11 protein-coding genes are annotated in these 12,613 nt (G+C 61.2%); 6 read left to right on the top strand and 5 right to left on the bottom strand.

Annotation, left to right across the window (positions count from 1 at the left end):
• Positions 1 to 24: 24 nt before the first annotated feature.
• The 5 genes from V7N12_RS04590 to V7N12_RS04610 all read left to right on the top strand — a co-directional run bounded on the left by V7N12_RS04590 (position 25) and on the right by V7N12_RS04610 (position 6,859).
• Positions 25 to 804 carry an ABC transporter ATP-binding protein gene (locus tag V7N12_RS04590; protein ID WP_333713038.1) on the top strand — a complete coding sequence of 260 codons (780 nt, stop codon included), beginning with the start codon at positions 25 to 27 and terminating at the stop codon, positions 802 to 804.
• Entirely contained in the window at positions 804 to 2,543 is a 1,740-nt protein-coding gene (locus V7N12_RS04595; RefSeq protein WP_333713003.1) for an MlaD family protein, read from the top strand. Before V7N12_RS04590 ends, V7N12_RS04595 begins: the two co-directional genes overlap by 1 nt.
• On the top strand, positions 2,540 to 3,151 hold the full coding sequence (locus V7N12_RS04600; RefSeq protein ID WP_333713005.1) for an ABC-type transport auxiliary lipoprotein family protein: 612 nt from the start codon (positions 2,540 to 2,542) through the stop codon (positions 3,149 to 3,151). The genes V7N12_RS04595 and V7N12_RS04600 overlap by 4 nt, the downstream gene beginning before the upstream one ends.
• Before the next feature lie 452 nt (positions 3,152 to 3,603).
• Complete coding sequence (locus tag V7N12_RS04605; protein ID WP_333713007.1) at positions 3,604 to 5,196, top strand: phosphate ABC transporter substrate-binding/OmpA family protein; 1,593 nt, start codon at positions 3,604 to 3,606, stop codon at positions 5,194 to 5,196.
• A 190-nt stretch (positions 5,197 to 5,386) separates the two neighbouring features.
• Positions 5,387 to 6,859: a type IV pili methyl-accepting chemotaxis transducer N-terminal domain-containing protein gene (locus tag V7N12_RS04610; protein WP_333713008.1), complete on the top strand. Its 1,473-nt coding sequence runs from the start codon at positions 5,387 to 5,389 to the stop codon at positions 6,857 to 6,859.
• 70 nt (positions 6,860 to 6,929) lie between these two features.
• Here the strand turns inward: V7N12_RS04610 and bhcD are convergent, their stop codons facing one another.
• From bhcD to bhcA, 4 genes are all read right to left on the bottom strand, one after another.
• Positions 6,930 to 7,898 carry an iminosuccinate reductase BhcD gene (bhcD, locus tag V7N12_RS04615; RefSeq protein WP_333713010.1) on the bottom strand — a complete coding sequence of 323 codons (969 nt, stop codon included), beginning with the start codon at positions 7,896 to 7,898 and terminating at the stop codon, positions 6,930 to 6,932.
• 88 nt (positions 7,899 to 7,986) lie between these two features.
• On the bottom strand, positions 7,987 to 9,150 hold the full coding sequence (gene bhcC, locus V7N12_RS04620) for a 3-hydroxy-D-aspartate aldolase BhcC (RefSeq protein WP_333713012.1): 1,164 nt from the start codon (positions 9,148 to 9,150) through the stop codon (positions 7,987 to 7,989).
• A gap of 11 nt (positions 9,151 to 9,161) precedes the next feature.
• The gene (gene bhcB, locus V7N12_RS04625; protein WP_333713014.1) at positions 9,162 to 10,133 is read right to left on the bottom strand and encodes a beta-hydroxyaspartate dehydratase BhcB; all 972 of its coding nucleotides are present in this window, start codon (positions 10,131 to 10,133) and stop codon (positions 9,162 to 9,164) included.
• Positions 10,133 to 11,326, bottom strand: coding sequence for an L-aspartate--glyoxylate aminotransferase BhcA (gene bhcA, locus V7N12_RS04630; protein WP_333713016.1), 1,194 nt, complete (start codon positions 11,324 to 11,326; stop codon positions 10,133 to 10,135). The genes bhcB and bhcA overlap by 1 nt, the downstream gene beginning before the upstream one ends.
• Positions 11,327 to 11,490: 164 nt before the next feature.
• Between bhcA and bhcR the strand changes: the two genes are divergently transcribed.
• Positions 11,491 to 12,318: an HTH-type transcriptional regulator BhcR gene (gene bhcR, locus V7N12_RS04635; RefSeq protein ID WP_333713017.1), complete on the top strand. Its 828-nt coding sequence runs from the start codon at positions 11,491 to 11,493 to the stop codon at positions 12,316 to 12,318.
• Here bhcR and V7N12_RS04640 read toward each other — a convergent pair.
• Positions 12,315 to 12,605: a hypothetical protein gene (locus V7N12_RS04640; RefSeq protein ID WP_333713019.1), complete on the bottom strand. Its 291-nt coding sequence runs from the start codon at positions 12,603 to 12,605 to the stop codon at positions 12,315 to 12,317. The two genes, bhcR and V7N12_RS04640, sit on opposite strands and share 4 nt — an antisense overlap.
• Positions 12,606 to 12,613: the final 8 nt, after the last annotated feature.

Below are 12,613 nucleotides of genomic sequence, written 5' to 3' on the forward strand. Positions count from 1 at the left end.
GCCGCAGCCGCAGCCGAGGTCGTCATCCGCGTGCGCGGCCTGCGCAACCAGTTCGGGCAACATATCGTCCACGATCAACTCGACCTTGATGTCTACAAGGGCGAGATCGTCGGCGTTGTCGGCGGATCGGGCACCGGCAAATCCGTCCTGCTGCGCTCGATCGTCGGGCTTCAGCCACCGACCGCCGGTGCGATCGAGGTCTTGGGCGTCAATGTCACCGACGCCGACGATGAAACCCGCAACCGGATGGGGATGCGGTGGGGTGTGATGTTTCAGGACGGCGCGCTCTTTTCGTCCCTGACGGTGCGCGAAAACGTCGAAGTGCCGCTGCGCAGCGTTCCGGGGCTGTCACCTGACATCCGCCGTGCGCTTGCCGATCTGAAGATCGCCATGGTGGGTCTGCAATATCAGGCGGGCGACAAATACCCATCGGAACTGTCCGGCGGGATGCGCAAACGTGCGGGCCTCGCACGGGCCTTGGCACTTGACCCCGAAATCGTCTTTCTCGATGAACCGACTGCGGGGCTTGATCCCATCGGGGCGTCGGCCTTCGACGATCTTATCCGCGGCCTCAGCAAGTCATTGGGCCTGACCGTCTTTCTGGTCACACATGATCTTGATACGCTCTATAGTGTCTGTGACCGGGTTGCGGTGCTGGCCAATCGGACGGTGCTGGCCACCGGCACGCTGGGGGACATGAACACCGTGGATGATCCTTGGGTGAAAGAGTATTTCCTTGGACCGCGTGCGCGCGCCGCTGTCGCCTCGGCGCGACCGGCACGTGTTGCAAAAGGTGAAGGTTGATGGAGACACGGGCCAATTATGTCTTGATCGGCGCCTTTGCTCTGTCAGGGTTCCTGGGCATCTTCGCCTTCTTTTTGTGGTTCGCGAATGTGCAGCTTGACCGGCAATTCGCCTACTACGACATCGACTTTACGTCCGTGTCGGGTCTTAGCGATGCCTCGGACGTCAGGTTCGCAGGTCTGTCGGTCGGTCAGGTGGTCAATGTGCGCCTTGCGCCGTCGAACACCGGGCTTGTCCGTGTCAGGGTCGAGGTGGATGCCAACACCCCCGTGCGCACCGACAGTATCGCAACCATCGAGGCGCAGGGTGTCACGGGTGTCTCTTTCGTGGGCATTTCGGCGGGAACGCCCCAGATGCCGCTTCTGACCGCCGCCAGCGACGCGGATGTTCCGATGATCACCGCAGGCAGGTCCGTGCTGCAAACCCTGTCAGAGGATGCACCCGCCATCCTTGCCGCAGCCCTTGAAGCGGTGCGTGACCTGCGCGAACTGATCAGCGTAGAGAACCAGACGCGGGTCGAGAACATCCTTGTCAATATAGAGCAATCCTCAGAGGCGTTTTCCGATGCGCTTGACGATTTCGCCGATGTCAGCGGAACCGTTGCGGATTTCGCCCGCGAGATCGATGAATTCAACACCACGCTGTCGGCGATCTCGGCCGATGCCTCGGCCGTGCTTGGCGCTGCGGAAGAGGCGATCGGGACCTTCAACGCCGCCTCGGCGGATGTGCGGACCTTGATATCCGAGGGCTCGGCGACACTTGCGCAGGCCAGAACGACGATTGCCTCGACCGAGACCTATATCGCCAGCGACCTGACAGAGGCGACAAACCAGCTCTCAGCGTCGATGACCGAGATCACGGCGCGGGCACGGGACCTCAGCGACAGGATCGAGGGGCTGATCGACACCTATGCACAGACCGGCACGGCTGCCTCGCAGCGTCTGCAGGAAGCAGAGGCGACGCTGGCAGCGACCGACGCGTTGATCGCCCAAAGCACCGCCACCATGCAAAGTGTGGATGCCGCCGCACAGCGCTTCGACAGCCTGATCATCGAGGGCGTCGACCCGCTTGTCATCGAACTGCGTGTCGCGACCAGACAGGCGACCGAGGTGATTGCGCGGATCGGCGAGACAGCACGCACCGATCTGCCGACGTTGATGGCCGATCTCAGGGCGACGGCTGCAACCATGTCGCAGACGGTTTCGGACGTGTCAGCCGACCTGACCTCGGCGTCGGGTGGTCTGGACGGGCTGATTGCGAATTCCGGTGCCACGCTGGATGCGGCGCGCCAGACCTTCGCCAATGCGAACGAGACGCTTTCGGCCATCAACGCCGCCCTTGCGACCGGCGACCGGGCACTGACAGCGGCAGAGGCGGCCTTTGTCGGGGCGGACCGTTTCATGAACGAAGAGATCGGGGCAATGTCGGAAACACTGCGCCGCACGCTGACGGATCTGGAACAGGCCGTCGGACAGGTTTCGGCAGAAATCCCCGGCGTCACCGAAGACATCCGCGCCGCCAGCCGGTCGGCGCAACAGGCCTTTGCCCAAATCGGCAGCGCCGTGGACCAAAGCGCGCCCGCCGTCCGCAATTTCGCCACATCCGCGCTGCCGCAATACGGCAGGCTGGCCGATGAGACACGCGCGCTGATCGACAACCTCGACCGTCTGGTCGAACAGATCCGCCGAGACCCCAGCCGCTTTTTCCTTGATCCCCGCGCACCGGAGTTCCGCCGTTGATCCACAATATCAAACCATTCATCGCGCTTTTGTTGCTGCTCGCACCCGGCTGTGGCGCGATCTCGGCGCTCGACAGTGCATCCGAGCCTCTGGAGGTTTACGAACTGCGCGCCCCCAGTTTGCAAACCGCCGTCCGCCGCAGCAGGACCGAGCTTGTCGTTGAAGAACCGACGGCAAGCGGTGCGCTGGCGGTCGAGCGTATCATGATCCAGCCCCGTCCGTTGCAGGCGCAGTATCTTCCCGGGGTCCGCTGGGCAGACACGGCACCGACCATGCTGCAAACGCTGCTGGTCCGCAGCCTGACGGAAACCGGCGCCTTGGGGTCGGTGGGTCGCCGCCCGGTCGGGACCATCGCCGACTTTGCCGTGCTCAGCGAGTTGACGGATTTTCAGGCCGAAACAGCGGACGGCAATCGCGGTGCGGAAATCGTTGTTCGCGCGTCGTTCAGGATCGTCCGCGAAAGGGACGCGCGTGTCATTGCCACACGCACCTTCGAACGCAGAGAGCAGGCCGACGACACGGGCGTCGAAACAATCGTGCCGGCCTTCGACCGGGCGACATCGGCACTGATTGCCGAAGTCGTGCCATGGATTCTCGGCCAATTGTGACGCGCGATTTGCAAGCGCCCGAGACGGCCGACGGCCCTGCATGACCTTTGCAGGTGTCAACCGTTTGGAAACGACTCAAGGCGTGATCCTGCATCATCGTTTTCGCGGCAATTCGCCCCGAGCAGGGTCCGGATCTGGAAATCGGGCAAGGACCGCACCTTTTGCGGACCGTCGTGGCTGAAGGCAACCTCGGCTCACCCGCAATTTTGTGCGTCCTGCAAAAAGCTTAGCCGTATTTGCCAAAAATGGACTCGGGTTCCGGACAGGCGTTCCCACGGCACAACTTCGCTACAAAGCAACATCGTATCGACACAATTTGCCCAAAATTGGGTTGTTTGTTTCCAGCGACGACTTTGCAGCGCCCGGATGGGGAAACCCCAGACACCGTTTGAAAGTTTCGGTCAAAGAGCCCTGAAAGGCTCTGGCTCGATAGAGGAGAGAATACTTTGGCAATGAAGCTCAAGAAACAACTCAAGATGTCTGCGGCCGGTATTGCGCTCGCCTCGGCCTTCTTGGCGCCGTCAGCGACGCTGGCGCAGGATGTGACGCTGGTCTCGACTGACGGCACGATCAACGTCACCGGACAGTTCGTATCATTCGAGAACGACACCTATGTGTTGCGCACGGCGCTTGGTGATTTGCGGATCGCGTCCAGCAGCGTGATCTGTGAAGGTGCCGCCTGTCCGACATTCGATACGGTCTCGGCCGATGTGATCATCACCGGGTCCGAGGCCATCGCGATCGGCATGATGCCGCTTTTGATGACCGGTTTTGCCGCAAATCTGGATGCTGACGCGGAAATCACCAACACCTCTGCGACCGAGACGATCGCCACACTGATCGACGACGGCGGCTTCGGTGACGAGATCGGCAGTTACCTAATCTCGTCTACCAGCAGCGAGGACGCCTTCCAGGCACTGCTGGACCGCGAAGCCATGATCGGCATGTCATCGCGGCGGATCACACAAGACGAAGCCCGCGCGTTGCGTGCGGACGGGTCCGGCAGCATGGTCAGCCCCGAGCAAGAGCGGATCATCGCGGTGGACAGCATGGTCGTGGTCACACACAGCTCGAACCCTGTTCAGGAACTGACCGCCGAACAACTGGCGGGCATTTTCTCGGGCCAGATCCGGAACTGGCGCGAAGTCGGCGGCACCGATCGTCCGATCAACATCATTTCTTACGAACCCGGTTCGGCCAACTACGAATACTTCATGTCCTACGTCTTTGGTGAAGACCGTCCGAACATCCCGGTTTCTGGCATTGCAGCAGACGATCAGGCCATGTCGAACGTCATGTTCCACGACGTCAATGGCATCGGCTACCTCGGCTATGCGTTCCAGCGGGGCGCGCAGCCGGTCAAGCTGGTCAACGAATGCGGAATTGCGACCCAGCCCGACGCATTCTCGGCCAAGACCGAAGAATACGAACTCAGCCGCCGCATGTATCTTTACAACCGTGCAGACACGATCGATGCAAGCGGTCAGGCCTTCCTCGACTATGTCATGTCCGACGTGGCGGACAACGTGATCGGCAAGTCGGGCTTCATCGACTTGGGCGTTGTGCGCCGTGCGCAGGGTGAAAGCGATCCGCGCCGTGCCGCGCTGATCGAGGAAATCGCCCGCTACGACATCGGTTTCGAAGGCGAGATCATGAACGAGATGCTGGAGAAAATGGGCGAATACGACCGCCTGTCGACGACTTTCCGCTTCCGGACCGGTTCCTCGAACCTCGACGAACGCGGGCGCTTGGACCTTCAGCGTCTCATCACCTATCTTGAAGAGCAGCCTGCAGGAACGAAGATCGCTGTCGTGGGCTTTACCGACGACGTCGGGCCGTTCGAAGCGAACCGTATCCTTGCGGTCGAACGTGCCGGCGAGGTTCTCAACGAGATCCGCGCAGCCGGTGGCGACCGGATCGCCGGGATCGAACTGGAAACACTCGGTTTCGGTGAAGCTGCCCCATCGGCCTGCAACATCTCCGAGCGCGGCCGCGGCATCAACCGTCGGGTCGAAATCTGGATCAGCAACAGCACCGAAAGCTGAACCGGCATGATGGGGGCAGGATCACTGTCCTTGCCCCCACACCACCTTCGCCGCCCTTGGTTGAATTTCCCGTTCGACACCCCGGGGCACCATTGTTTTGCGCTTGCGTCACTTAACGCGTTCCTGTTTTCGGACTTGTCCCGCTAGACCCGCGCATTGATCAGCACCCCGTTCACGAGAGGCTTCACAGATGCAAACACTCAGAGACATGGAGGGCACACCGATGGTCTCATCGCAGAAACCCAGCCGCATTCTTTCAAAAATCCTATCCTGCGCCGCCTTGCTTGCGACCACGTCCGGTGGCGCAATCGTCCTGCCGACCTACGCCGTGGCACAGGCACAGGTTTCCGAAGGCGGCAAAGCGCGGGTCAGCCGCTCTGGCAGCCTGCGATCACTGACCGAGGTGGTCGCCTCTGCCAGCTGCCGCTTGAACGGACAGATTGATCCCGCACAATCCCAAGCTGATCTCGCCAAGGCAAAGGACGATTTCTCTGCGATCATCTCTGGCCTGATCAACGGCAATCCCCTCCTCGGGATGCCCGGTGCAGAGCGCAGCCCACGGATGCTGTCTTCGCTTGAAGCAACCGCCAACCTCTGGGCACCGCTCGAAGCCGCCGCTGAAAGACTGGTGGCAGGAACAGGGTCGGCCGCAGATGCCGATCTGATCCTGAGCAGTCATGCCACCCTCTTCTCACAGACAGAGCAAACGGCTGCGGATGTCGCAGGCCGCTATGCCGATCCTCAGGCCCTGCTGCAAAGCGACGCAACGGTCATCAACTTTGCCATCCGTCAGCTTGCGCTGGCCCACCGGATGACCCGCACCATGTGCGAACTGGCGACCGGCACCGGATCGGACGCAACTGTGCAAGAGCTGACAGAAACCGTCGATTTCTTCGACAGGACGCTGATCGCGCTGCGTGACGGTTTCCCTGCAGCGGGGATCAACCCGCCACCGACCGACACAATCAGCGAAAGCCTGAACGAAACCTATTCGCTTTGGCGCGCCAATCGCGCCATCTACGACAACGCTATCGGCGGTGGTCAGCCAAGCGCAGCCGACGTCGCATCCTCTGCCGCCCTGACCGCAGAGCTTTCTGTCGCAATGACCAACGTGGTCACCCTCTATCTGATCGCGACCTCCGGACAGGACGATGTCTACCGCGTCCCACTCGAGGCTTATGCGCGTGGCGAACTTGCAAGCTGGATGACCGATCCGGACATCATTGCCGCCATCAAGGCGCAGAATATCGCACACGAGGGGCTGGACGAACCCGCTATCATCGAACTTGATCTGCAATGGCGCGCGGAAGTGGACGAGGGCGGCGGGCCGCTGATCAACGAGCTTCTCACGCGCGACGTCTCGGATTGGCTTCTGGCCAAGCAGGATGCCACCGCCGGTTTCGTCACCGAAGTCTTCGTGATGGACAACAAGGGGCTGAACGTGGCCCAAAGCGTAGTGACATCCGACTACTGGCAGGGTGACGAAGCGAAATGGCAGGAAACTTTTCTGATCGGTCCCGACGTGTTGCACATCAGCGAAGTGGAATTTGCTGACAGCACCGGCTTTTACCAGTCACAGGCATCGCTTTCGATCACCGATCCGGCGACGGGTGAAGTCATCGGCGCCGTCACTTTCGGCATCAACATTCAGAACCTGATGTAATCGACCCAAGCAGACCAAAAAGAAAGGGCCCCATCATCGGGGCCCTTTTGATGTCTGCGATCGGGCCGGATCAGAAATCGACTTCGATCGCGATCCCTTGCGCGACCGCCAGATCCACAACGGCCGAGGCCACGGCGAGATCCTGAAGGCCGACACCGGTGCCATCGAAAAGCGTGATCTCATCGGCGCTCTTGCGCCCGGGATGCGTGCCGTTGATCACCGCCCCAAGCTGCTGCACATCGGCTTCGGCGATCAGCCCCTGCCCGACAGCATGCTGCGCCTCGCCGATGCTGATCGATTGCGCGACCTCGTCGGTAAAGACCGTGGCACGCGCCAGCAACGCCGCCTCGACCTCTTGCTTGCCTTTGGTATCGGTGCCCATGCAGGCGATATGCGTGCCGGGGCTGACGTGATCCGCCATCAGCGAGGGCGCGAAGGCCGAGGTGATCGAGATGATGACATCCGCCTCCTGCCCCACCTGTTCCAACGTTGCCGCCTCGAAGGGCAGACCCGCCTCTTCCGCGACCTTGGCGATATTGGGCAGCATTTCGGGGTGATAGTTCCAGCCGATGACCTTGTCGAAGGCGCGCTGCTCCAGTGCGGCGCGCAACTGGAACGTCGCCTGATGACCGGCACCGATCATGCCCATGACGCGGGCATCCTTGCGGGCCAGATGCTTGATCGACACGGATGAGGCGGCGGCGGTGCGCAGCGCGGTCAAGAGGTTGCCACCGACCATCGCCGATGGCTTGCCGGTATCGGGATCGAACAGGAACACCGTGGACTGGTGATTGATCAGCCCGCGCCGTTCCAGATTGTGCGGCCAGTAGCCCCCCGCCTTCAGACCCAGCACCTTGCCCGCACGATCGAAGCCGCCCTTGAAACCGTAAAGGGCATCTTCATGACCGATGGCCTCGCGCACGACCGGAAAGTTGTAGGCGTCTTGCGCGGCCATCGCGGCAAAGACCTTTTCGACCGCGTCGAATGCCGCCGCGCGCGTCATCAACCCGCCGATTTCGCGTTCCGGTACAATGAACATGCCTTTATTCCTTGCAAAGCGGGTCGGGCCTGGGCACCGACCCCCTGACTTCTTTCTCCCGGGGAAACTCCCGCCGGAGGCTCCCGCCCTAGTAGGCTTTCCCGCGGGCCGATACCGGCCACAGCGTTTCCACCTTGCCGCCCCGCACGCCCACATACCAGTCGTGCACGTTGCAGGTGGGGTCACAATGTCCGGGCACCAGCTTCAGCTTGTCGTTGACCTTCAGCACGCCCTTGGGATCGGCCACGACCCCGTGCTCGTCCGAACATTTGACATATTGCACATCGTCACGGCCAAAGATCACCGGAAGGCCGCTATCGACCGACTGCGCCTTGAGACCGGCATCGACGATGGCCTTGTCGGCCTTGGCATGGCTCATGACCGAGGTCAGGATGAACAGCGCGTTCTCCCACTCGCCCTGATCGATGCGGTTGCCGTCCTTATCAAGGATGCGGCCATAATCGGCATCCATAAAGGCGTAGGACCCGCACTGAAGTTCATTGAAAACGCCCGAGTTCGATTCAAAGTAGTAAGACCCCGTGCCCCCACCCGAGACCAGTTCAGGCTTCAGGCCCGCAGGTTCCAGCAGATCGATCGCGTCCTGCACCATGGCAACGGCCGCGTCGATCTTGGCCTTGCGGTCCTCGTAGCTGTCCATGTGCTGCATGGCACCCTGATAGGCCTGAATACCCGTGAACTTGAGGTTCGGTGCCGCGTCGATCGCCTTCGCGATCTCCAGCACTTTTTCGGCCCCGATCACACCGCAGCGACCCGCGCCCACGTCCATCTCGATGAAGCACTCGATGGTCGTGCCATGCTTGACCGCAGCGGCGGACAAATCGGCGACGTTGTCGATATCGTCGACACAGACAATCGTGCGCGCGCCCAGCTTGGGCAGGCGGGCCAGACGGTCGATCTTGGCCGGATCACGGACCTGGTTGCTGACCAGCACATCCTTGATGCCGCCACGGGCAAAGACCTCGGCTTCGGATACCTTCTGGCAGCACACCCCGACAGCGCCGCCCAGCCGTTCCTGCAACAGGGCCACATCGACCGATTTATGCATCTTGCCATGCACGCGGTGGCGCATGCCATGCGCCTTGGCATAGTCGCCCATTTTCTTGATGTTCCGTTCCAGCGCGTCCAGATCGAGGATCAGGCATGGTGTCTGAATTTCAGCCTCGTCCATGCCGGGCAGCGCGGGCACGTCATAGCCGACCTCGAGGTTCTTGAGGGTGCTCATATCGTTCATGGTTTCCTCCTTCAGCCCTTGATCCAGGGCAGTTTGTCCAAATCGACGTTGCCGCCGGTGATGATGACGCCGACACGCTTGCCGGCGAACTTGTCTTTATTCTTGAGGATCGTGGCGAGTGGAACGGCACAGCTTGCCTCCATCACGATCCGCAGATGCTTCCATGTGATCTTCATCGCGTCGATGATCTCGTCTTCCGAGGCGGTGTAGATGTCGGTCACATAATGCGACACGAAGTGCCACGTCCGCTCTTTCAAGGGGACCAGCAGACCGTCCGCGATGGTCTTGGGCGCATCGTCGGCGATGATGTAGCCCGCCTTGAAGCTGCGATAGGCATCATCCGCCTGTTCAGGCTCGGCGGCGATGATCTGCACCTCTGGGGCAAGCGTCGACAAGGTCAGGCAGGTGCCCGAGATCATGCCCCCGCCACCGATGGGTGCCACCATCATGTCCAGACCGTCGACCTGTTCCATGAATTCCTTGGAACAGGTGCCCTGCCCTGCAATCACGCGCGGATCATTGTAGGGGTGGACGAAATCGCCGCCCGTCCGGGCCTGCACCTTGGCAAAGGTTTCCTCGCGCGAGGTGGTCGAAGGCTCGCATTCCGTGATCACCCCGCCATAACGGCGCACGGTGTCTTTCTTGGCCTGTGGGGCGGTGCGGGGCATGACCACATTGCACGGGATGCCCCGCCGCATCGCGGCATAGCTGAGGCAGGACGCATGATTGCCGGACGAATGGGTCGCCACGCCCTTCTTGGCCTGCTCGTCGGTCAGACCAAAGACCGCATTGGCGGCACCGCGCACCTTGAAGGCACCCGGTTCCTGAAAGTTCTCGCATTTGAAGAACAGCTCGGCCCCGACCAGTTCGTTCAGATAGGCAGAGGTGCGCACCGGCGTGCGATTGATATGCGGTTTTATGCGCTCATGCGCGTCCAGCATATCCTGATAGGTCGGAATATAGAGATCGTCGCTGTCCTTCATCACGCTGCATCCTTCATCGGGACAGTCTTGGCGCTGCCCATGTAGTATTCCTGTGCTGCCGCAACCCCAGAACCGAGTTTGATATCAAGACCAAGGTCAACCATGCACATCTCGGCGGTGGCGATCCCCGACAGGGCCATGACATCCGTCATGCTGCCAAGATGCCCGATCCGGAACACCTTGCCAGCGACGTCGCCAAGCCCCGTGCCGAATGCGACACCATACTTCGCGGCCGCATGGCTGACGATATCCGAGGCATCGAACCCCGCAGGCGTCAGAATCGCGCTGACGGTGTCAGAATACAGGTCCGGCGAAGCCGCGCAAAGGTCCAACCCCCATGCGCTGACCGCGGCCCTGACGCCGGAAGCAATCCGTCTGTGGCGGGCAAAGACGTTCTCCATCCCTTCATTGAGCAGCGTCTGTGTGGACAGCAGCAGTCCATTCATCAAACCGACGGCGGGGGTATAGGGATAGGCATCCGCCGCATATCCCTTTGTCATGTCGTGAATATCGAAGAACGTCCGGTGCAGCCCAGCCGATTTGCTGGCCGCGATGGCGCGTTCGCTGAACCCGACGATGGCAAGCCCCGCCGGCAGCATGAAACCCTTTTGCGAGCCTGTGACCGCGACATCGACACCCCATGCATCGAACCGGAAATCCATCGAGGCGATCGAGCTGACCCCGTCAACGAACAACAGCGCAGGGTGTTTCGCGGCATCCATCGCCGCACGGACCGCGCCGATATCGGACGTGACACCGGTCGCCGTTTCGTTGTGTGTTGCAAGCACGGCCTTGATCTTGTGGCGCTTGTCCTCGGCGAGGATCTCGGCAAAGCGGTCGGTCGGAATGCCCTGCCCCCAAGGTGTTTCGACGATCATCACCTCAAGACCGTGACGCTGGCACATATCGATCCACTTGCGGCTGAACATGCCGTTGCGGGCCGCCAGCACGGTATCGCCGGGAGACAGGGTATTGGTGAGTGCTGTCTCCCAGCCGCCGGTGCCGGTGGATGGGAAAATGAAGATCTCGGCCGAAGTGGACTTCAGGATTTCGCGGACATTCGCGCGTACGGGGTGAAGGATCTGGCCGAACAGGGGCGACCGGTGGTCGATCGTCGGCATGTCGCAGGCCTTGCGGATGGATTCTGGAATATTCGTCGGGCCGGGAATGAATACGGGATTTTGAAAGCTCATCGTCCAACTCCTCCATTGGGTTGAGGGTCTTTTGCCACCTGCCCCGATTCTAATCCATTTTTTTGAAAAAATTTTTCAGAACTGACAGGAAAAGAAAAATACATGATTGTCAGTGGGTTATATTTTTCATAACATGAAATCAATTTTCATATCCGGGAAAAGCCATGGCTCAAGAACCGAAAAGAAGCCGCGGTCGTCCGCGCGCATGGGATGACAAGGGCGACCAGAATACCATCAAGTCACTGGACCGGGCGCTAGAGGTGATCGTCAGACTGGGCGAGATGCAGGGCGCCACGCTTTCCGAAATCGCCAGCGAACTGGGCTCGTCACCGGCGACCGTCTATCGTATCCTGTCCACCTTTCAGGGGCGCGGCTTTGTCGACTTCGACGAACGGGATCAGATCTGGAGCATCGGACCGGCCGCCTTTCTGACCGGATCGCATTTCCTGCGCCGCACGTCACTGGTCGAGCGCGCCCGACCGATCATGCGCCACCTGATGGAAGCGACCGGTGAGACTGCGAACCTCGGAATCGAGCGCGACGGAAAGGTCCTGTTTCTGGGACAGGTCGAAACCCATGCGACGATCCGTGCCTTCTTTCCGCCCGGCACCGAGGGGGCGATGCACTCCTCCGGCATCGGCAAGGCGCTCTTGTCGCGCATGGACGATACCCGGCAGCGGCAGGTGCTGGCCGCCGGCAAGCTGGAACAGTTCACCCCCCACACGCTGACCGACCCCGAGGCGATGATCGCCGACCTGCGCACCACCCGCGCGCGCGGCTATGCCTTTGACGGCGAGGAACGCAATATCGGGATGCGCTGCATCGCGGCCCCTGTCTTCAACGTCTATGGCGAGGCTGTCGCGGGCATTTCCGTCTCGGGGCCGACGGCACGGATCACCGATGACAGGATCGAGACCCTCGCCCGCGATGTGATCGGGGCCGCCCAAAGGCTGACCGCCGCGATCGGTGGCAATTACCGACCCGCAGGCTAACGGCGTGACGACCGGATCGCGCTGTGGCGGTAGCTCGGGTCGTCGTGAAAGGGTTTGTCGGTGCGGGGCTCTGACGGCGCCGCCTCTGACAGGCTTTCGCCGATGTCCGGACCTTGCGTCAGCCGCGCCCACAGACGGCGCGCGAGGACTTGCAGGATCACGACACCCACCATGAAGGCGGCAAAGGCCGAAAGGATCGACCAGATGTCGATCCGCACACATGCCTCGCCCGCGCCGAACACCAGCGCGTAAAGGATCGAAACGGTCTCGCTGCATTCCGCAAACATGGTCAAAT

It is taken from the genome of Yoonia sp. (genome assembly GCF_036770585.1).
Classification (GTDB): Bacteria; Pseudomonadota; Alphaproteobacteria; order Rhodobacterales; family Rhodobacteraceae; genus Yoonia.

What these genes read in the sequence shown, in the direction of transcription:
- V7N12_RS04605 (WP_333713007.1), top strand. Translation starts at nt 3,604, where the DNA reads ATGAAGCTCAAGAAACAACTCAAGATGTCTGCGGCCGGTATTGCGCTC.
- V7N12_RS04610 (WP_333713008.1), top strand. Translation starts at nt 5,387, where the DNA reads ATGCAAACACTCAGAGACATGGAGGGCACACCGATGGTCTCATCGCAG.
- bhcB (WP_333713014.1), bottom strand. Translation starts at nt 10,133, where the DNA reads ATGAAGGACAGCGACGATCTCTATATTCCGACCTATCAGGATATGCTG.
- bhcA (WP_333713016.1), bottom strand. Translation starts at nt 11,326, where the DNA reads ATGAGCTTTCAAAATCCCGTATTCATTCCCGGCCCGACGAATATTCCA.
- bhcD (WP_333713010.1), bottom strand. Translation starts at nt 7,898, where the DNA reads ATGTTCATTGTACCGGAACGCGAAATCGGCGGGTTGATGACGCGCGCG.
- bhcR (WP_333713017.1), top strand. Translation starts at nt 11,491, where the DNA reads ATGGCTCAAGAACCGAAAAGAAGCCGCGGTCGTCCGCGCGCATGGGAT.
- V7N12_RS04640 (WP_333713019.1), bottom strand. Translation starts at nt 12,605, where the DNA reads ATGTTTGCGGAATGCAGCGAGACCGTTTCGATCCTTTACGCGCTGGTG.
- V7N12_RS04595 (WP_333713003.1), top strand. Translation starts at nt 804, where the DNA reads ATGGAGACACGGGCCAATTATGTCTTGATCGGCGCCTTTGCTCTGTCA.
- bhcC (WP_333713012.1), bottom strand. Translation starts at nt 9,150, where the DNA reads ATGAACGATATGAGCACCCTCAAGAACCTCGAGGTCGGCTATGACGTG.